Source organism: Variovorax sp. PEI5 (assembly GCF_056679935.1).
Map to the genome: position 1 here is coordinate 104806 of NZ_JBWXPH010000002.1, position 18430 is coordinate 123235.

At 72.0% G+C, this 18430-nt stretch carries 19 protein-coding genes; 5 read left to right on the top strand and 14 right to left on the bottom strand.

The features are described from left to right. Positions 1–31: 31 nt before the first annotated feature. The 9 genes from AC1MLT_RS16975 to AC1MLT_RS17015 all read right to left on the bottom strand — a co-directional run bounded on the left by AC1MLT_RS16975 (position 32) and on the right by AC1MLT_RS17015 (position 9475). On the bottom strand, positions 32–571 hold the full coding sequence (locus tag AC1MLT_RS16975; protein WP_481035215.1) for a DUF421 domain-containing protein: 540 nt from the start codon (positions 569–571) through the stop codon (positions 32–34). A 49-nt stretch (positions 572–620) separates the two neighbouring features. After that, on the bottom strand, positions 621–1079 hold the full coding sequence (locus AC1MLT_RS16980) for a BON domain-containing protein (protein ID WP_481035216.1): 459 nt from the start codon (positions 1077–1079) through the stop codon (positions 621–623). Between the two features lie 103 nt (positions 1080–1182). After that, positions 1183–3618 (bottom strand): membrane-bound PQQ-dependent dehydrogenase, glucose/quinate/shikimate family, encoded by a 2436-nt coding sequence (locus AC1MLT_RS16985; protein WP_481035217.1) that lies wholly within the window; start codon positions 3616–3618, stop codon positions 1183–1185. Between the two features lie 129 nt (positions 3619–3747). Further along, on the bottom strand, positions 3748–4623 hold the full coding sequence (locus AC1MLT_RS16990) for a LysR family transcriptional regulator (protein WP_481035837.1): 876 nt from the start codon (positions 4621–4623) through the stop codon (positions 3748–3750). A gap of 38 nt (positions 4624–4661) precedes the next feature. Further along, on the bottom strand, positions 4662–5642 hold the full coding sequence (locus tag AC1MLT_RS16995) for a tripartite tricarboxylate transporter substrate binding protein (protein WP_481035218.1): 981 nt from the start codon (positions 5640–5642) through the stop codon (positions 4662–4664). A gap of 91 nt (positions 5643–5733) precedes the next feature. Beyond that, a complete protein-coding gene (locus AC1MLT_RS17000; RefSeq protein ID WP_481035219.1) occupies positions 5734–6735 on the bottom strand; it encodes a tripartite tricarboxylate transporter substrate binding protein in 1002 nt (333 codons plus the stop codon). Positions 6736–6796: 61 nt separating this feature from the next. Then, complete coding sequence (locus tag AC1MLT_RS17005; RefSeq protein ID WP_481035220.1) at positions 6797–7684, bottom strand: amidohydrolase family protein; 888 nt, start codon at positions 7682–7684, stop codon at positions 6797–6799. After that, entirely contained in the window at positions 7671–8540 is an 870-nt protein-coding gene (locus tag AC1MLT_RS17010; RefSeq protein ID WP_481035222.1) for an isocitrate lyase/PEP mutase family protein, read from the bottom strand. Before AC1MLT_RS17010 ends, AC1MLT_RS17005 begins: the two co-directional genes overlap by 14 nt. 164 nt (positions 8541–8704) lie before the next feature. After that, positions 8705–9475: a DUF2076 domain-containing protein gene (locus tag AC1MLT_RS17015; RefSeq protein WP_481035224.1), complete on the bottom strand. Its 771-nt coding sequence runs from the start codon at positions 9473–9475 to the stop codon at positions 8705–8707. 141 nt (positions 9476–9616) lie between these two features. Here AC1MLT_RS17015 and AC1MLT_RS17020 point away from each other — a divergent pair, with 141 nt between their 5' ends. The 5 genes from AC1MLT_RS17020 (at position 9617) to AC1MLT_RS17040 (ending at position 14276) form a co-directional block, all read left to right on the top strand. Further along, positions 9617–10513 carry a LysR family transcriptional regulator gene (locus AC1MLT_RS17020; RefSeq protein WP_481035225.1) on the top strand — a complete coding sequence of 299 codons (897 nt, stop codon included), beginning with the start codon at positions 9617–9619 and terminating at the stop codon, positions 10511–10513. A gap of 132 nt (positions 10514–10645) precedes the next feature. Next, positions 10646–11644: a tripartite tricarboxylate transporter substrate binding protein gene (locus AC1MLT_RS17025; protein ID WP_481035227.1), complete on the top strand. Its 999-nt coding sequence runs from the start codon at positions 10646–10648 to the stop codon at positions 11642–11644. Between the two features lie 23 nt (positions 11645–11667). Continuing rightward, complete coding sequence (locus tag AC1MLT_RS17030; protein ID WP_481035228.1) at positions 11668–12468, top strand: SDR family NAD(P)-dependent oxidoreductase; 801 nt, start codon at positions 11668–11670, stop codon at positions 12466–12468. Between the two features lie 3 nt (positions 12469–12471). Beyond that, positions 12472–13257 (top strand): SDR family oxidoreductase, encoded by a 786-nt coding sequence (locus AC1MLT_RS17035; RefSeq protein ID WP_481035229.1) that lies wholly within the window; start codon positions 12472–12474, stop codon positions 13255–13257. A 47-nt stretch (positions 13258–13304) separates the two neighbouring features. Beyond that, on the top strand, positions 13305–14276 hold the full coding sequence (locus AC1MLT_RS17040) for a tripartite tricarboxylate transporter substrate binding protein (protein WP_481035230.1): 972 nt from the start codon (positions 13305–13307) through the stop codon (positions 14274–14276). Between the two features lie 31 nt (positions 14277–14307). On the opposite strand, the gene flhD is transcribed toward AC1MLT_RS17040, so the two are convergent. The 5 genes from flhD to AC1MLT_RS17065 form a co-directional block, all read right to left on the bottom strand. Next, positions 14308–14640, bottom strand: a complete 333-nt coding sequence (gene flhD, locus AC1MLT_RS17045; RefSeq protein ID WP_481035232.1) for a flagellar transcriptional regulator FlhD — start codon at positions 14638–14640, stop codon at positions 14308–14310. Positions 14641–14826: 186 nt separating this feature from the next. Beyond that, positions 14827–15456, bottom strand: a complete 630-nt coding sequence (locus AC1MLT_RS17050; protein WP_481035233.1) for an antibiotic biosynthesis monooxygenase — start codon at positions 15454–15456, stop codon at positions 14827–14829. A 124-nt stretch (positions 15457–15580) separates the two neighbouring features. Next, the gene (locus tag AC1MLT_RS17055) at positions 15581–15814 is read right to left on the bottom strand and encodes a DUF3072 domain-containing protein (RefSeq protein WP_481035234.1); all 234 of its coding nucleotides are present in this window, start codon (positions 15812–15814) and stop codon (positions 15581–15583) included. A gap of 109 nt (positions 15815–15923) precedes the next feature. Further along, complete coding sequence (locus tag AC1MLT_RS17060; protein WP_481035236.1) at positions 15924–16889, bottom strand: LysR substrate-binding domain-containing protein; 966 nt, start codon at positions 16887–16889, stop codon at positions 15924–15926. 43 nt (positions 16890–16932) lie between these two features. Further along, complete coding sequence (locus tag AC1MLT_RS17065) at positions 16933–18366, bottom strand: FAD-binding oxidoreductase (protein ID WP_481035237.1); 1434 nt, start codon at positions 18364–18366, stop codon at positions 16933–16935. Positions 18367–18430 lie beyond the last annotated feature (64 nt).

Genomic DNA, 18430 nt, shown 5'->3' on the forward strand with positions numbered 1-18430 from the left:
TGGATGAGGGGGATCGGGCCGGACGCGCCGGCTATCGGGGGTCCCGGCTCCCGGCGCCGTCCGGCATGCCTTCGAGACGCCGGGCCCGGGCGCGGTCGTCGCGCTCGACGACGCTGCACGAGCCATCGGTCTCGAGCACCACCGCGCCGACCTCGGCCAGGCGCCCGAAGCCCGCCGCGCGCACGGCCGCCAGGACCTCGTCGGGCGACACGCGCGTCTTCCTCAACGCCGCCGGCAGCAGTTCGCCATCGTAGGCGAGCAGGGTCGGCTCGCTGGCGACGAGTTCGCGGACCCACTTGAAACGCACGCTCAGCCAGGTCACGACGAACTGCATGAACAGCAGCAGCATCAAGGCGACGAAGCCCTGCACCAGGCTGACGTCCTTGCTCAGCAGCACGGTCGCCAGGGTCGAGCCCAGCGCCACGGTGACGATCAGGTCGAACGCATTCATCTTGGACAGCGCGCGCTTGCCCGAGGCGCGCAGCAGGATCACCAGCCCCACATAGGACATGAAACCCAGGATCAGGGTGCGCGCCACCGGCAGCCACCCGTCGAAGATGAAATCCGACACTGTTTTCCTTCCAGGCCCGTGCGGCGACGCGCCGACGTCCGTGGGGCCCTCAGGGCGTCTTCAGGGTCAACCGGTTGTCGACCGACAGCACGCCCGCGGTGCCGCGAGCCACCGCCACGGCACGCTCGATGGCGGTCGCCGTCTCCTGCGTGCCGCTCAGCGAGACGACGCCGTCCCTGCTGTCGACGTTGATCTGCAGCGCCTTGACGTCGGCCGCGGTCAACAGGGCCGTCTTGACCTTGGCGGTCAGCGCGCCGTCGTCGAGCCGCTCCTCGGCCTTGCCCAGGGCCTGGCTGGCACCGGACATCGCCGAGGCGGCCACCGCGCTGGCGGAGGCGCTCAGGGCCGGCATCGCCGGCACGCCATAGGTCGTCGTGGTGCTGGTTCCGCCCGGAGTCTCGGTGGTCGTGGTCGTCTTCTGGCAGCCCGACAGCACGAGTCCCAGACCGAGGGCCGCCATCACCATGCCACCGGCCCGGCAACGAGCCCGAAAGGATGTGGAGATCATGGGTTCTCTCCTCGCGCGAAGATGGGACGTGGCTTGCATGTCTCGATTATGGACTGGCCGATTGGTCGATCCCGGTGGATGCGCACGGCGGCCCGGGCTCGTCTCATCGGGGCAGCGCATAGGCGATCACCGAGTCGCCCGCCTGGGTGTGGGTCGAGCCGTGACCACCCGCCACCACCAGCAGGTACTGGCGGCCGTCGGCGCCGGTGTAGGTCATGGGCGTGGCCTGGCCACCCGCGGGCAGTCGGCTCTCCCAGAGCTGCCGGCCGGTGCCGACGTCGTAGCCGCGCACGTAGTAGTCCAGCGTTCCGGAGAGGAACGCGACGCCGCCCGCGGTCATGATCGGTCCTCCCAGGTTGGGCACGCCCATGCGGAAGGGCAGGGGCACCGGCGCCAGATCCCGCACGGTGCCGTTGCGATGCTTCCAGGCGACCCGGCCGGTCGCCAGGTCGGCGCCCGCCACATAGCCCCAGGGTGGCGCGGTGCAGGGGAATCCCAAGGGCGAGACGAAGGGGCCGAGCCGGACCGCGAAGGGCGCGCCGAAGTTCTCGTTGAGCGCGGGCAGGGCGCCCTTGGGCGCTTCGCCGCCCTGCACCAGCAGGGCCGAGTCGTCGGTCCGGGGCACGAGCGTCGACACGAAGGCGAGATAGGTCGGGGTCGTGAAGGCGACCTGGCGTCGCGGATCCACCGCCACGCTGCCCCAGTTGAAGACGCCGAAGTTGCCCGGGTAGATCAGCGAGCCCTGGGTCGAGGGCGGTGTGAAGCGGCCCTCGTAGCGCAGGCGATGGAAGGCGATGCGGCAGGCCAGCTGGTCGAACATCGTCGCGCCCCACATGTCGCGCCCCTGCAGCCGGGGCGGATCGAAGGACAGCGCCGTGCGCGGCTGCGAGGGCGCGGTGCGGTCGCCGGCCGCCGCGCCCTGGGGCGCCGGCACCTCGGTCACCGGATGGACGGGCGTGCCGGTGCGGCGGTCCAGCACGAACAGTTCGCCCTGCTTGGTCGGCTGCACCAGCGCCGGCACCACGGCGCCGTCGATCGTCAGGTCGACCAGGCTGGGCTGCGATGGCACGTCGTAGTCCCAGAGGTCGTGGTGGACCGTCTGGAAGACCCAGCGCACCTTGCCGGTGGCCAGGTCGAGCGCCACCACCGACGACGAGTATTTCTCGACGGCGGCGCTGCGACGGCCACCCCACTGGTCCGGCGGCTGGTTGCCCATCGGCACGTAGACCATGCCCAGCGCCTCGTCGACGCTGGAGATCGACCAGCTGTTGGGCGAGTTCGCCGTGTAGGTCCGGCCATCGGCGATCGGCGCGGTGGCCTCCGGATTGCCGGAGTCCCAGTTCCAGACCAGGGCCCCGGTGTCGATGTCGAAGGCCCGGATGACGCCGGACTGTTCCTTCGTCGAGACGTTGTCCAGCACCGTGCCGCCGACGATGACCAGCCGTTGCGTGACGACGACCGGCGAGGTCGAGTAGTACGAGCCGGCGCGCGGATGCGGCATGTGGCGCATCAGGTCGATCTGGCCGGTGCCGCCACCGAAGGCGGCGCACACGGCGCCGTCGTCGGGGTTCAGGGCGATCAGCCGGGCATCGGCGGTGGGCATGAACAGCTTGCCGTGGGGGCAGTCCCGCGCCGCGCCGGCCGCGCCGTCGGTCGCGGCCGGCGGCTGGTAGGACAGGCCGCGGCACGTCAGATGCTGCAGCGCCAGCGCGCCCTCGATCTTCGGATCGTGGCGCCAGACCTCGGCACCGGTGGTGGCGTCCAGCGCGATCACCAGCTGGTGCGGCGTGCACAGGTAGAGCCGGTTGCCCACCTTCAGCGGCGTGACTTCGTAGGTGGTCTCGACCGGGTCGCCCGGCTGGCCGCGCACGTCCCCGGTCTGGAACCGCCATGCCTCCCGCAGCTGGGACACGTTGGCCGGCGTGATCTGGTCGAGCGGCGAATAGCGCTGGCCGTGGCCGGTGCGGCCATAGGCATGCCATTCGCCGGCGGGCAGGCCGCCCGCCGGACCCGCGCCCCCCGCCACGTCCGGAGCGGTTGCCGGTACCCGGGCCACCGGCAGTTCGCCCTCGATCCGGTGGACGTCCAGCGTCAGGGAATAGAGCAGCGGCAGCGCGCACGCGACCAGTCCCGCGCCGAGCGCCCAGGCGCCCCGGCGCCGCGCGCGTCCGCCATCGCCATCGCCATCACCAACGCGCGCCACGTCGGCCCGCCGCGCCCGCAGGGTCCAGGGCGCCAGCAGCAACAGCCCCAGCAGGAACAGGAAGCCCAGCCGCGCGGCCAAGGGCCACCAGTCCGGTCCCACCTCCCACAGCGACCAGGCGAGGGTGCCCAGCAGCAGGGCCGTGTAGATCCAGAGCGCCGAGGCCGAGCGCCGCGACAGCAGCACGCCGACCGCGAGCAATGCCGCGCCTGCGACCAGGTAATAGCCACTGCCGCCGAGGACGACGAGCCAGAGGCCGGCGGCGCCCAGCAGGGCACCCAGGATGGCGATGCCCGCACCGACGACGACGGTGAAGGCGGAGGATGGTGTTTTCATGGTTTTTCCCCGAACGAAAGCCATGTCAGGCTATGCCGGATGGTGTCGCGTCGAAGGCGGGGACGATGGACTCCGGCTGTCGGACGAAGTCCCTACCGGCGGGTCGTGGCGACCGCGCCGGCGCCTGGCTCACAGGTGCTCGGCCAGCTGCGCCGCCAGCGTCAGCCGGGAGGACGCGACCCACAGCACGCCCAGCTCGAAGTGCGGCAGGGCGTCGCCATCGCGCAGCTCGACGAATTGCACGCCGCGATGCGCCATGACCGCCGCCGACTGCGGCAGCAGCGACGCGCCCAGGCCGGCGGCCACGCACGACAGCACGGTGAGCGAGCGATTGGCCTCCTGCACGACGCGCGGCTTCAATCCGGCGCGCTGCATGGCGCCGAGGATGCCGGCGCGCACCATCGGCAACTGCCGCTCCGGGAACCACACCAGTCCGAGCGCGGCGACATCCGCCAGACCGACCCGGCCATCGGCGCCCACCGGATGGCCGACCGGCAGCACCGCGACGAAGCGCTCGCGCCGCACCAGCTTCATGCGCACCGGGTCGGCCAGCGGCAGCGGCGTGTGCAGGATGGCGAGGTCGATGGCGCCCTGCTCCAGGGCCTGCAGCTGGTCGGCGTTGCCCATCTCGCTGAGCACCACCTCGACCCCCGGGAAGCCGGTGCGCAGCAGGCGCAGTGCCGAGGGCAGCACGTCGTAGACCGCATGGGTGACGAAGCCGATGTGCAGCCGCCCGGCCCGGCCGCCGGCGATGTCGCGGGCCCGCTCGGTGGCCGAGACCGCCAGCGCCAGGCTGGCGCGCACGTCGTCGATGATGGCGCGGCCGGCCTCGGTGAGGGTGGCGCCGCGCCGCGAGCGGTCGAACAGGCGCACGCCGAGCTCGGTCTCCAGGCGCTTGAGGGCCTGGCTCAGGGCCGGCTGCGCGACGCCCAGGGCGGCCGCCGCATGGGTCAGGCTGCCGGCGTCGGCGACCGCCAGCAGGTAGCGCATCAGGCGGGTCTCCAGCAGCGGGGCCTCCGCGCCGGCGGGATCGCCCGGGATGCTCACTCGTCCTTCATGCCGGTGGCCTTGACCACCGATCCGAGGCGGGCGCGCTCGTCGCCGACGAACTTGGCGAACGAGGCGCGGGTGCCGCCGACCGGCTCGATGCCGATGCTCTTGAGGTGCGCGGCGGTGGTCGGGTCCTTCATGGCGGCATCGACGGCGGCGGCCATGCGGTCGAGGATGGCCTCGGGCGTGCCGGCCGGCGCATGGACGCCGCACCAGTGGGCGATCTGCATGTCGGGGAAGCCCTGCTCGACGGCGGTGCTGAGCTGCGGATAGGCCGAGATGCGCGCGGTCCAGGTGTCGGCCAGGGCCTTGAGTCGGCCGCTCTTCACGTAGGGCAGGGCGACGATGCTGGCCTCCGAGGTGGCCTCGACCTGCTTGCCGATCACCGCCGTGATGGATTCGGAGCCGCTCTTGTACGGCACGATGTCGAGCTTGGCGCCGTACTGGGTCTCCAGGATGCCGGAGACGAAGTGCGGCGTGCTGCCGGTGCCGGCGGTGGCCCAGTGGAAGCCCTCGCCCTTCCTGGAGGCGGCGATGAATTCCTTGAGGTTGTTGTATGGCGCGTCGGCCGGCACCAGGATCACCGAGGGCGCCAGGCCGACCATCGCGACCGGCGTCAGGTCGGCGTCCTTGTAGGGCAGCGTCTTCTTGATCATGCTGTTGGAGATGACCCCGGCCGCGCTGATGAGGAAGGTGTAGCCATCGGGCTTGCTCTGCGCCACCACGGCCGCGCCCAGGCTGGTCGAGCCGCCGGGCTTGTTCTCGATCACGATCGGCTGGCCCAGGCGCTTGGAGGCGCCCTCGGCGGCCGCGCGGGCCATCAGGTCGTTGGCGCCGCCGGCCGAGAACGGCACGACGAAGCGGATCGGCTTGGTCGGCCAGGCATCGCCCTGGGCGAGGGCGGGCAGGGCGGCGGCGGTGGCCGCGCAGGCCAGGGCGGCGAGGGCGGTGCGGCGGAGGATGCGGTGGGTCATTGGAAGGTTCTCGCTTTGAAGTTGTGAGGTGTGCAAGAGGTTTCGGAGGGAACGGGATCGGGAACGGGATCGGGATCGGGAAGAGTGGGGGTCAGTCGAGTTCGATGCGCGCCTGCTTCGCGAGTCGGGTCCAGCGCTCGATCTCGGTGCCGCGGAAGCGCCCGAGCTCGGCCGGGGTCGAGCCGATGACCTCGGCGCCCAGCGCGATCAGGCGGGCATGGATCTCGCGGTCGGCCAGGACGGCCGCGATGTCCCGGGAGATGCGCTCGACCAGCGGGGCGGGCGTGCCGGCCGGCGCGAAGACGGCATTCCATTCATACATGTCGTAGCCGGGCACGCCGGCCTCCGCCACGGTCGGCACGTCGGGCAGCACCGGCGAGCGCCGCTGGCCGGCGACCGCCACCGGCGTCAGCTTGCCGGACTTGAGGTAGGGCAGGGCCGAGGCCATGCTGGCAAAGAACACCGGGACCTGGCCGGCCATGACATCGACCATGGCGGGGCCGCCGCCGCGATAGGCGACGTGGGTCATGCGGGTGCCGGTCATGATGCCGAACAGTTCGCCGGCCAGGTGCGGCGACGAGCCATTGCCGGAGGATGCGTAGTCGATCTGGCCGGGCTTGGCCTTGGCCAGCGCCACCAGGTCCTTCACGGTGCGCGCCTCGAACTGCGGATTGACCACGATCATGTTGGGCACCCGCACCAGCAGCGAGACCGGCAGCAGGTCGCGCTGGGTGTCGAAGGGCATGCGCTTCTTCAGCGCCGGGTTCTGCGCCTGGTTGGAGGCATCGAACAGGAGCGTGTAGCCATCGGCCGGGGCCTTGACGACGATCTCGCCGCCGATCAGGCCGCCACCGCCGGCGCGGTTGTCGATCACGACCGGCTGGCCCCAGCGCGCCGACAGCTTCGGCCCGAGGATGCGGGCGACCGCGTCCACCGTGCCACCGGGCGGATAGGTGACGACCAGGCGCACCGGCTTGGTCGGGAAGGCGCCGGCCGGGGCGGCGGGTGCGGGCGTCTGGGCCGTCGCGATGCCGCCGGCGGTGGCGGCGGCGCCCGCGAGCAGGGCCAGGAGGGCGATGCGGCGTCGGTTCATGGGAGGTCTCCTGATTGTTGTCGAAAGAAGGCGGCCGGGTCGGGCGGACCGACCGGCCCGGCTAGCGCAGCCCGAACAGCTCGGCCGGCGTGTCCACGAGGATGCGCTGGCGCTGCCCGGCATCGGGCACCCAGTCGTCGAGCAGCGCGCGGCTGGCGCCGAAATCGATGAATTCCTGGTGCTGCGTGTGCGGCCAGTCGCTGCCCCAGACCAGCCGCTGCGGACCGAACGCGGCCAGCAGCGCCCGGGCGGTCGCGCGCGCCGCGTCGGCGTCCCGTATCGCCAGCGCCGCGTCGCGTGATTCGATGGCCAGGCGCGGCGCCCGCGCGCTACGGTAGGCGGCCGACAGCTTGACCCAGACCCGGCCGCTCTCGGCGGCGCGCAGCAGGGCCGCGAAGCCGGGGTCGGCGTTGCCCAGGGCCGGGTCCGGTCGGCCGAGGTGGTCGACCACCAGGCGGCAGCCGCTCGGCAGCAGGGCCGCGAGCAGCGCCGGCAGGTCGCGCGCGTCGCGGTGGATCTCCAGGTGGGCGTCGAGCTCGCGCAGGTGGCCCAGCAGCGCGCGCCACTCGGGGGCGGCGAAGTCGGGGATGTCGAGGCCGACCAGGTTCACGCGCACGCCGGTGTTGCCCCGCGCCCGCAGGGCCCGCAGGTCGTCCAGCGGGGTGCCGGGATCGACCACCGCCACGCCGCGCAGGCGCCGCGGATGGCGCGCGATGGCATCCAGGAAGTAGTGGTTGTCGGTGCCCAGGAAGCTGGGCTGCACCAGCACGCCATGCGAGACGCCATGGCGGTCGAGCAGGCCCAGGTAGTCGTCGAGCAGCGCATCGAAGTCGGGCGCGTGGCGGCGCCGCTGCGCCAGCGGCAGGCCGCGTTCGAAGACGTGCGCGTGGCTGTCGACGGCGGTCACCGCCACGGTCGTCCCGGTGGCGCCGCCCTCAGCTGCCGGCATAGCGCTCGTCCAGGGCATCGAACAGGGGTTTGCGCACCAGGGCCTGGCGCTCGGCGAAGGTGGCGACCACGGCCGGATCCTCCGGCAGCTCGCCATCGCGCTGGAGCCGTGAGAGCGCCTGCGTCATGCCGCGCACCGCGCCCTGCAGTGCGGCATTGGCATAGAGCACCAGGCCGAAGCCCATGGCGCCGAACTCGGCCGCCGGCAGCGCCGGCGTCTTGCCGCCGATGACGATGTTGACCACCTGGGGGCAGGCCAGTTCGGCGGCGATGCGGCGCAGCTCGTCGATGCCGGTGGGCGCCTCGACGAAGGTGACGTCGGCGCCGGCCTCGGCGAAGGCGCGGGCGCGGTCGAGCGCGTCGTCCAGGCCGTGGATGGCGCGGGCATCGGTGCGGGCGATGACGAGGAAGTCGCCATGCTGGCGGGCATCGACGGCGGCCTTGACCTTGCCGACCATCTCCGCCGTGGCGATCACCGCCTTGCCGGCGAAGTGGCCGCATTTCTTCGGGCTGACCTGGTCCTCGAGCTGGATGGCGTTGGCGCCGGCGCGCTCCAGCGTGCGCACGGTGTGGCGCACGTTGAGGGCGTTGCCGAAGCCGGTGTCGGCATCGACGATGAGCGGCAGCTCGATCGCGTCGCGCAGGGCGGCGGTGTGGCGGGCGATGTCCTCGAGGCCGACGAAGCCCAGGTCGGGCATGCCATAGAAGTTGTTGGTGAGCCCGGCGCCGCTGAGGTAGACGGCCTCGAAGCCCAGGCTCTCGATGACCCGGGCCGCGAGCGCGTTGCCGGCGCCGGGTACGAGGAGGCCGCGTTTCTCGGCCAGGGCGGTGCGCAGGCGGGTGCCGGGATGGATCATCGGATCGTCTCTCTGGGTGGGAAGGAGGCGAGTCTACGAAGCCGATGAGGAGGCTGGCAGGCGGGGAAAGGCGTCATTTGCATAAGCTGCGCTTATGGCTGGACGGCCCGCCGCCAGGCGAGCGCGGGGTCGATGCGTGGCCCCCATGGGCACGCCGCGGATCCTCAGACGAAGCGGTCGTCGTCGAACGCGGCGTCGTCGTCGAAGCCGGACCAGCCGGCGCCGGCGTCGTCGGCCAGCTGGCGCATGCCGTCGCCACCGCCTGCGTTGCCGCCGTCGCCGCCGTTGCCGACATCGCCGCCGCCGGGCTCGGCATGGAAGTTCTGGGTGACGTTCTCGAGCACCTCGGTGGGGCCGCCGTTGCCGGGCTGGCCGCCCAGGCCCAGGAAGCCGCTCCCGCCACCGCCGATGCCACCGCCACGTCCGCCCCCGAGCAGGTGCTCGATGCCATTGAACAGGAACATGCCGCCCGCCACGCCCGCGGCGGCGGAGGCGGCCTGGCCGAGGAAGCCACGGCCACCGGCGGCGGGCGCGGCCGGCGCCGCAGCGGCGCCACCGAACAGCCGGTCGCGCCATCCCGGTGCCGGTGCCAGTGCCGGGGCCATCGACGGCGCGCCGGCCGAGGGCGCCCGCTCCGGCGCGTAGGCCTCGCGGTCCGCCGGATCACGTCCGAAGCCCGGCTCCAGGCCGCGCCGCAGGAAGGCCGCGCCCCCCGGATCGGCCGGCGTGGCGGGGCGCTGGGCCAGCTGGCGGCGCGCGTCGTCGAGAGCGTGCTCCAGCAGCAGCGTGCGCTGCACCAGCAGGTACAGCGCATCGGGCTGGCCCGCCAGGCGTTCGCGGATGAGCGCGTCGGCCTGCGGATCCTTGACGACGCCGTGCACCGCGCCCAGGCGCTGCAGCATGTTCTCGAGCATGGAAAGTTCTTGAGGGGTCATGTCGTTCTATCTTTCTTTCTGCTTCCCGGCCACGGAAATGAGGGGCCGCGACGTCATGGAGTCGCCGAGGGGGCCGGATGTTCCTGGACGGGGGTCGGGGACGGGACATACTGCGACCATGCCCATCGCCGCCATCGAACCGTGGAATTCGGAACGCTCGAGATCTTCGTAGCCGCCGTCGAGGAGAAGAGCCTCTCGCGCGCCGCCGAACGCGCCAGCCTGGTGACCTCGGCGGCGAGCAAGCGCATCTCCGAGCTCGAGCGGCGCCTGGGCGTGCGGCTGCTGGAGCGCCACGGGCGCGGCGTGCGGACGACGCCGGCGGGCGAGGTGCTCTACCAGCAGGCCAAGACGATCCTGCGCCAGGTGACCCAGGCGCGCCGGTCGCTGGCGGCCTTCTCCGCCAGCGGCCTGCCGCAGATCCGCCTGGTGTCGAACTCCTCGGCGGTGCAGCAGTTCCTGCCGCGCGAGATCAGCGCCTTCGCCCGCATCGCGCCCGGCGCGCGGGTCGATCTGACCGAGGCCTTCAGCTACGACGTGCCCCGGCTGGTGGCCGACGGCGAGGCCGACATCGGGCTCTATCACGCGGCCCATCCGGCCTCCGGCGTGGTCTCCATGCCCTATCGCAACGACCTGGAGGCGCTGGTGGTGCCGCTGGGCCATCCGCTGGCCGGGCGCGCCAGCCTGAGGATCGAGGAGGCGCTCGACTTCGACTTCCTCGGGTTCTTCCCGCGCCACAGCCTGGAGGAGTTCCTGCTGCTGGCCGGCCCCAGCATCTCGCGGCCGCTGCGCGTGCGCGCCCAGGTCTCCAATCCGGAGGCGCGCTGCGGTCTGGTGCGCGAGGGCCTGGGCGTGGCCATCGTGCCCTCGGCCATCGCGCGCAACCACGCGCAGCGCCTGGGACTGGCGGTGCTGCCGCTGGAGGACGCCTGGGCGCGGCGGCAGATCTGGGTCTGCGTGCGCGACGCGGAAAAGCTCTCCGATGCCGGCCGGGCATTCCTCGCGCAATTGCTCAGCCGCGCCGACGAGCCGCCTCCCTGAGCGGGCGCGCCGAGCGCTCGCCAGCGGGAAACGGAGCCTTTCCCAGAATTCACAGCTCGAGGTCGTCGTCTTCCTAGACTGGGCGCGGACCGATGCCATCCGCACCGGATCGAATCATCAGGAGACAAGACCATGATCGAGCAATCCCTCAGCCGGCGCGGCCTGCTGCGCGCCACGGCGGCCGCGCTGGCGCTGCCCGCCCTGGCCGGCCGGCCGGGCGGCGCCTTCGCCGCCGACGCCTTCCCCTCGCGCGTGATCCGGCTGGTGGTGCCCTTCACCGCCGGCGGCGGCACCGATCTGGTCGCGCGCACGCTGGGACTGGGCATGGGCGAGGACCTGGGGCAGACCCTGGTCGTCGACAACAAGCCCGGCGGCGGCACCGTCATCGGCTCGGACACCGTGGCCAAGGCGCCGCCGGATGGCTACACCCTGCTGCTGACCACCTCGGCATTGCCGATCAACGCCACGCTGGTGAAGAAGCTGCCCTACGACACGGTGCGCGACTTCGCCCCGGTCGCGCTGATCTGCCGCGGGCCCAACGTCCTGGTGTCGCGGCCCGACAGTCCCCACCGGACGGTCGCGGACGTGGTGCGCGCCGCCAAGGCGAATCCCGGCAAGCTGACCTATGGCTCCTCGGGCAATGGCACGGCGGTGCACCTCGCGGGCGAGCTGTTCAAGAACCTCGCGGGCATCGACATCACCCACGTGCCCTACCGGGGCGCGGGACCGGCGATGACCGATCTCCTGGGCGGCCAGATCGACTTCGTCATCGGCACGCCCGGGGGCACCGGCAAGTTCGTCGAGAGCGGGAAGATGCGCGCCATCGCCATCACGTCGGCCGAGCGGTCCCCGGTCTTCAAGGACGTGCCGACCATCGCCGAGACCCTGCCGGGCTACGAGGCCGATGTCTGGTATGCGCTGTACGCGCCCGGCGGCACGCCGCCGGAGGTGATCGCGCGGCTGAACGCGGCGGTGGTCAAGGCCGCCCGCGCGAGCGAATTCCGCCAGCGCGTCGAGGCCGAGGGCCTGAGCGTGGCGACCAACACCCCCCGGGAGATGACGGCCTTCGAGCGCGCCGAGGAGGCCCGCTGGCGCCAGGTGATCCAGCAGGGTCGCATCTCCACCGAATGACGAACCGCAAGAAGGAACACACCATGGCATCCGGAAGACTCGACGGCAAGATCGCCGTCCTCGTGGGCGCGGGCCAGCAGCCCGGCGGCACGCCCGGCAACGGCCGCGCGACGGCGGAGCGCTTCGCCGAGGAAGGCGCGACGCTGCTGCTGGTCGACATCAACGAGGCCTGGGCCCACGACACGCTGGCCGCCGTCGAGGCGCGCGGCGCGACCGCCTCGGTCTTCGTCGGCGACGTCACCCGCGAGGCCGACTGCAAGGCGATGATCGACGCCTGCGTGGCGCGCCACGGCCGCATCGACGTGCTGCACAACAACGTCGGTCGCTCCAAGGGCGATCGCCGCACGGCCGACATGGATGCCGACATGTGGGACGACATCATGCGCATGAACCTCAAGGGCATGTTCATGACCTGCAAGCACGCGCTGCCGCACATGGTGGCGCAGCGTTCGGGCAGCATCATCAACATCTCCTCGACCTCGTCGCTGGCCGGCCGGCCGACCGTCACCTACAAGACCAGCAAGGGCGCCATCAACACCCTGACGCAGCACATCGCCTTCGAGAACGCGATCCACCGCGTGCGGGCCAACGTGATCCTGCCGGGGCTGATCGACACGCCGATGGCGATCGAGCGCCGGGCGCAGGAGCGCGGCGTCGACCGCAGCGTCGTGCGCGCCGAGCGCGACCAGCTCGTGCCCATGGGCTACATGGGCAGCGCGCTGGACGTCGCCAACGCGGCGGTGTTCCTGGCCTCCGACGAGTCGGCCTACATCACCGGCGCGCTGCTGCCGGTGGATGGCGGCCTGCTGCTCAAGCGCGGCTGAGGCATGGATCTCGGACTGACCGGCCGGCACGTGCTCGTGACCGGCGCGAGTGGCGGCATCGGCCTGGCCTGCGTGCGCGCCTTCCTGGCCGAGGGCGCCCGCGTGAGCCTGCTGGCGCGCGATGCCGCCCGCCTGCGGGCCGCCGTCGACGCGCTCGAGGCGCCGGCGACCACGGCGATCTTCACGGCCGACCTTCGCGATGCCGCGGCGGCGGCGGCGGCGCTGGACGCGGTGGAAGCCGGCTTCGGGCCGCTCGACGTCCTGGTCGGCGCCGCCGGCGCCGCGCAGCGCACGCCCGCCGCGCAACTGACGCCGGCGGCCTGGCGCGACGCCATGGACGCCAAGTTCTTCAGCGCCATCCATCTCGCCGATCCGGCCGCGCGGCGCATGGCCGCGCGTGGCGGCGGCGCCATCGTGACCATCGTCGGCATGGGCGGCAAGGTCGCCAACCCGACGCACCTGGCCGGTGGCTCGGCCAACGCGGCCCTGATGCTGGCGACGGCCGGCCTGGCGGCGGCCCATGCGCGCCAGGGCGTGCGGGTCAACGCCATCCATCCCGGCATGGTGCTGACGGCGCGCCTGGCCGCGCGCCTGGAGGTCGAGCGCCGACTGGCCGCCTCCGAGGGCCGCCCGCCGCCCCCGGACCCGGGCGCCGCGCTGGCCCTGGGCCGGCCGGCGCGCCCGGACGAGATCGCCGACGTGGTGGTGTTCCTGGCATCCCGGCGGGCCAGCTATGTGAATGGCGCCTTCGTCGCCATGGATGGCGCCACCACGCCGCTGGCCGTCTGAGCCGCGCCATCCCCCGCCGCATCCGCAACCCTCTCGGAGACCCGTCCATGCCGTCCTCTTCCTTCTCCCTCGGCCGGCGCGCGCTGCTCGCCAGCGCCGCGCTGCCCCTGATCGCGCGGGCCGCCGGCTATCCGTCCAAGCCGGTCAAGGTGATCGTGCCATATGTCCCCGGCGGCGGCGCCGACATCCTGGCGCGCTACATGGCGCAGATGCTGACCGGGGCGCTCGGCCAGCCGGTGATCGTCGACAACCGCTCCGGCGCGGGCGGCATGATCGGCGTCGATGCCGGCCTGGCCGCGCCCGCCGATGGCAGCGTGCTGACGCTGATCTCGTCGAGCTACACGGTCAATCCGAGCCTCTACAGGATCAAGTACGACCCGGTGCGCGACATCACGCCGATCGGCCAGATCTCCGCCGGTCCGCTGCTGGTGGTGGTGAGCCCCGCGTCCCCGATCCGCAGCATCGCCGATCTCGTGGCGGCGGCGAAGTCCCGGCCCGGCCAGCTCACCTATGCCTCGTCGGGCCAGGGCAGCGCCCTGCATCTCGCGGCGGCCCAGTTCGCGCGCCGCGCCGGCGTGCAGATGGTCCACGTGCCCTACAAGGGCGGCGGCGCGGCGCTCACCGATGTCATGAGCGGCCAGGTCGATGTCTATTTCGCCGCCACCGCCAGCGCGCTGCCGCATGTCGAGGGCGGCCGGCTGCGGGCGCTGGCGGTCACCACGGCCGATCGCATCCCGTCGCTGCCGGAGGTGCCGACCATCGCCCAGTCGGGCTTCCCGGGCTACGACGTGACGCTGTGTTACGGACTCATCGGTCCGAAGGGCCTGCCGGCGGACATCGTGCGGCGCGTCAATGGCGAGATCGCGACGATCCTGCGTCTGGGCGCCACCACCGAGAAGTTCAAGGCCGATGGCGCGGTGCCCGCGGGCGGCACGCCGGAAGCCTTCGGGCAACGCATCGCCAGCGAGATCGCGACGTGGCGCGAGGTGGTCGGGGCGCTGAACATCAAGATCGACTGAGCACAAGGGCCGGCCCGGTCGACCCGGCGCCTCAGGCCGCCGCTTCGACGAAGCGGCTGGACATCAGCAGGTTGGCATGCAGCCGCGCGGTCGACTCGTTGACCGTGCGCGCGGCCGGGTTGGACTGGGTCAGCAATCGCCAGATCCGCTCGTCGTCGGCGCGGAAGCGGCACAGCAGCATGTTGCTCGATGCCAGCTTCATGATCTGCGATGGCGACAGCATGGCGATGAGGTCGGCCGAGGCTTCGGAGATGCCCAGCCGGAACAAGGCCTGGGCCTTGTCCTGGCGGATCAGGTTCTGGGACAGCATGAGATAGGTGAGGTTGGCTTCCCTGATCTCCGTCAGTGTCTGTTCGCTGGTCATCGTCAGCCTTTCCTGGGACCGGAGTCCTGTGGTTCGATGACCCAGGATCGACCGCTCCGACGATCGCGTCATCAGCCGGGAGCCATCGAATCGGGCGATTCGTCCGATCCTCCGGTAGGCGGGTCCTTTACGTCCGAAGTATTGAACGCCGGCGTCCCAGCATCCGTGCCGCGGGCCGCGGGGCCTTCATCGATAGAGCCAGCGCGCCATCAGCCGCGTGTAGCGCGGCATGATCACGTAGACCATCAACGCCACCACGATCGCCGCCGAGACGAGATGCGCCACCACATAGCCGCCGAGCCAGGGCGCGACCCCCTGCAGCCGATGCAGCAGCGCCGGCACCGCCATCGTGAGCGGGAAGATCACCGACAGCGTCAGCAGGAACTGCCGGTAGCGCTTGGCGGGTGGCTGCCCGGGGGGCGGATGGAACCAGAATTCGAGCCCGCTGCGCGTCTCGATCGTCTCGGCGGCCTGCAGCAGGGGAGCGACCTCCTCGACCAGTCGCCGACGCAGGTCCGACGCGAACCATTCCTGCGCGTGCGGGAGCGAATCGAAATGGATGGTGATGGTGTAGTGCAGGCCGCCGGCGGGCGGATGGATCACATCGACACCGCGATGCCCCGGCGCGCGCGAGGCGATCGGCACCACCTTGCGCAGCCAGGCCTCGTAGCCGGCGATCGCTTCTTGCCGCACCCGGTGTTCGATGACGGCGGTGACGGGTCCGGGGGCGGGCGGTGGTGGCTGCTGCTGCCGTGGCCGAGCGACGTCGACTGGCGGCGCGGCGGGGAACTCGGGTGGTGGAGAGGACGCGGGCATGGGTGGAGGCCTTGCGGTAACGACGATGTGATCACCGGTCGGTCCGCCGCTCCATGGCATCGCGGGACCGGCCCGGCCGTCATTCTCGGCCGAAGCGCGGTCCCGCACCGTCCGCGTCGCCGGGTCAGGTGTCGCTCTTGGACTCGCCCCGGCCGGTCTCGTGCTGCAGCTCGTCGATGCGCATCGACGCCTCGGCCTTGGTCAGGTTCTCGTCGACCGGCACCTTGGCTTCCTCGGACAGGGTCTTGAGGTAGGAGTGCTGGGCGCCGGTCATCTTCTCGTCGCCGGTGACCCAGTCCTTCGGGTCCTTCTGGGTGTTGCCTTCGTCGGCATGGGCCTGGGTGGTCTTGTCGGTCATGGGATGCTCCTTAAAGATTCCACTGTATGGGCATACAGATGCCGGGCTGTCGGACGATGTCCCTTGCTTCTATCGTCGATGCGATGACCCCGCCGTTCGCGGCGAACGGTCAGGCCACGCCGGCCGCGGCCTGCGGACCGACGTATGCCGCCCCCGCCCAGCGACCGTCCTCGCACAGCTGGCGCACGACGTCGTCGATCAGCTTGCAGATCGCGCCACGGGCATTGGTCCCGGGCAGGTGGCGCGAGGTGCACAGCCCGAGCACGCGCGCCATGTCCGGCGCCTGGATGCGATGCGCCACCAGGCGTTGCTCCTCGACCTCGCGCTGGGCCAGGCCCAGCGGCATGATGCTGGCGCCGATGCCGGCCTCGACGGCGCTCTTGAGCACGTAGACCGAATTGATCTCCGCCGCCACCCGCTGCGGTGGCCGGCCGGCGCGCGCCAGGGCCTGGTCGACCACCCAGCGCGTGCAGTGGCCATGCTGCGGGCTCGGCAGCACCAGCGGCCGCGCGGTGGCCTGGTCGAGCGAGACCTCGCCCGGTGCCGGCGCCGACGGGTCGTGGGGCGCGTGCATCAGCACGAACGCCTCCTCCACCAGCGGCACGAAGGCGATGTCGCGCGCGGGCATGGTGTCGGTGAAGAGGGCGATGTCGACCCGGCCACCGAGCAGCTGGTCGATCATGTTGCCGGTCAGTTCCTCGTTGAGGTGGAACAGCACGTTCGGGTAGCGGGCGGCGGCCGCGCGCATCAGAGGCAGCGCCAGCGTGGCGGCGACGCTCTGCGGCAGCGCCACGATGACCGAGCCGACCACCGTGTCCGACGAGCGCAGCACGGCCTCGCGGGCGTCCCGGATCTGCTGGAGGATGCCCCGGGCATATTCGTGGAAGACCTTGCCGGCCTCGGTCATCGTCACGCCGCTGCGGCTGCGCTGCAGCAGGCGCACGCCCAGCTCGGCCTCCAGCTCGGCCATCTGCCGGCTCAGGGCCGACTGCGCGACATGCAGGTGCGCCGCCGCGCGCGACAGGCTCTTGTGGTCGACGATCTCGATGAAGTACTTGAACTGGCGCAATTCCATGGGGGGAATTCTGGGCCGTCCGGCGGACCGTCGGCCGGCTCGCTCAGGCGACGAAGCTGACGACCTTGCCGGGGTTGAGGATGTTGTGCGAATCGAGCGCCTGCTTGATCGAGCGCATCAGCGCCACCGCGTGGATGCCATGTTCCTCGACCAGGTAGCGCATCTTGTGCAGGCCCACACCATGCTCGCCGGTGGAGGTGCCGCCATGGCGCAGCGAGCGCTGCACCAGGCGGTGGCTGAAGGCCTCGGCGGCCGCGTTCTCCTCGGCCGAGTCGGGGTCCACCAGCACCAGGCAATGGAAATTGCCATCGCCGACGTGGCCGAAGACCGGCGCCAGCAGGCCGTGCGAGCGGATGTCCTCGAGCGTCTCCTCGACGCAGCCGGCCAGCGCCGACAGCGGCACGCAGGCATCGGTGGTCATGCTGCGGCTGCCGGGCCTGAGCTGCAGCGAGGCGAAGTAGGCGTGGTGCCGGGGCGTCCACAGGCGCGAGCGCTCCTCCTGCAGACTGGCCCACTGGAACTCGCCGCCGCCGTGGGCGTCGGCGAGCTCGCGCACCACCGCCGCCTGCGCGTCGACCTGGGCCCGTCCGCCGGCGAACTCCAGGAACAGCGTCGGCTGCTCGGCCAGCGCGGTGTGGCTGTGGGCATTGACGGCCCGGATCGTCAGGGCGTCCAGCATCTCGGCGCGCGCCAGCGGCACGCCCAGCTGGATCGACTCGATCACGCAGTCCACGGCGGCGCGCACCGTCGGGAAGTTGACCACCGCCGCCGCCACCATCTCGGGATGCGGGTGGATGCGCACCGTGACCTCGGTGATCAGGCCCAGCGTGCCCTCCGAGCCGCAGTACAGCTGCGTCAGGTTGTAGCCGGCCGAGCTCTTGCGCGCGTTGGAGGCGGTGCGCACGACCTCGCCGGCGGCGGTGACCACCGTCAGGCTGACGACGTTGTCGCGCATGGTGCCGTAGCGCACCGTGTTGGTCCCCGAGGCCCCCGTCGCCACCATGCCGCCGACGGTGGCGTCGGCTCCGGGATCGACCGAGAAGAAGAAGCCGGTGCCGGCCAGCGCGGTGTTGAGCTGGGTGCGGGTGACGCCGGCCTGCACGGTGGCGTTGAGGTCGCCCGGGCGGATCGCCAGCACGGCGTTCATGCGCGAGAAGTCGACGCAGACGCCGCCCTCGACCGCCAGCAGGTGGCCCTCGATCGAGGAGCCGACGCCGAACGGGATCACCGGCACGCGCTCGGCGGCGCAGGCGCGCACCAGGTGGGCGACCTCGTCGGTGTCCTGCACGTGCACGACGACGTCGGGCGGCTGCGGTCGGTAGCTCGACTCGTCGCTGCCATGCTGCAGCAGCACCGCCTCGGCGGTCGAGCAGCGCGCGCCGAAGTGCTCGCGCAGGGCGGCCACCAGTCGCGGCGATGGCATGCGGCGGGGCGCGGCGGGGCGCGGGTGCGCCGGGGTCGTCACGGGAGCGTCCATGGAAGGGTCCTCGTCGATGGGATGGGCGCGCGCGCATGGCGCGGCGGGGGGGAGGGGACGGCGG

Coding starts and splice junctions, on each gene's coding strand:
- AC1MLT_RS16980 (WP_481035216.1), bottom strand. CDS start 1,079: ATGATCTCCACATCCTTTCGGGCTCGTTGCCGGGCCGGTGGCATGGTG.
- AC1MLT_RS17055 (WP_481035234.1), bottom strand. CDS start 15,814: ATGACCGACAAGACCACCCAGGCCCATGCCGACGAAGGCAACACCCAG.
- AC1MLT_RS16985 (WP_481035217.1), bottom strand. CDS start 3,618: ATGAAAACACCATCCTCCGCCTTCACCGTCGTCGTCGGTGCGGGCATC.
- AC1MLT_RS17050 (WP_481035233.1), bottom strand. CDS start 15,456: ATGCCCGCGTCCTCTCCACCACCCGAGTTCCCCGCCGCGCCGCCAGTC.
- AC1MLT_RS17025 (WP_481035227.1), top strand. CDS start 10,646: ATGATCGAGCAATCCCTCAGCCGGCGCGGCCTGCTGCGCGCCACGGCG.
- AC1MLT_RS17010 (WP_481035222.1), bottom strand. CDS start 8,540: ATGATCCATCCCGGCACCCGCCTGCGCACCGCCCTGGCCGAGAAACGC.
- AC1MLT_RS17035 (WP_481035229.1), top strand. CDS start 12,472: ATGGATCTCGGACTGACCGGCCGGCACGTGCTCGTGACCGGCGCGAGT.
- AC1MLT_RS16995 (WP_481035218.1), bottom strand. CDS start 5,642: ATGACCCACCGCATCCTCCGCCGCACCGCCCTCGCCGCCCTGGCCTGC.
- AC1MLT_RS17040 (WP_481035230.1), top strand. CDS start 13,305: ATGCCGTCCTCTTCCTTCTCCCTCGGCCGGCGCGCGCTGCTCGCCAGC.
- AC1MLT_RS17000 (WP_481035219.1), bottom strand. CDS start 6,735: ATGAACCGACGCCGCATCGCCCTCCTGGCCCTGCTCGCGGGCGCCGCC.
- AC1MLT_RS17015 (WP_481035224.1), bottom strand. CDS start 9,475: ATGACCCCTCAAGAACTTTCCATGCTCGAGAACATGCTGCAGCGCCTG.
- AC1MLT_RS17065 (WP_481035237.1), bottom strand. CDS start 18,366: ATGGACGCTCCCGTGACGACCCCGGCGCACCCGCGCCCCGCCGCGCCC.
- AC1MLT_RS17005 (WP_481035220.1), bottom strand. CDS start 7,684: ATGCCGGCAGCTGAGGGCGGCGCCACCGGGACGACCGTGGCGGTGACC.
- AC1MLT_RS17030 (WP_481035228.1), top strand. CDS start 11,668: ATGGCATCCGGAAGACTCGACGGCAAGATCGCCGTCCTCGTGGGCGCG.
- flhD (WP_481035232.1), bottom strand. CDS start 14,640: ATGACCAGCGAACAGACACTGACGGAGATCAGGGAAGCCAACCTCACC.
- AC1MLT_RS17060 (WP_481035236.1), bottom strand. CDS start 16,889: ATGGAATTGCGCCAGTTCAAGTACTTCATCGAGATCGTCGACCACAAG.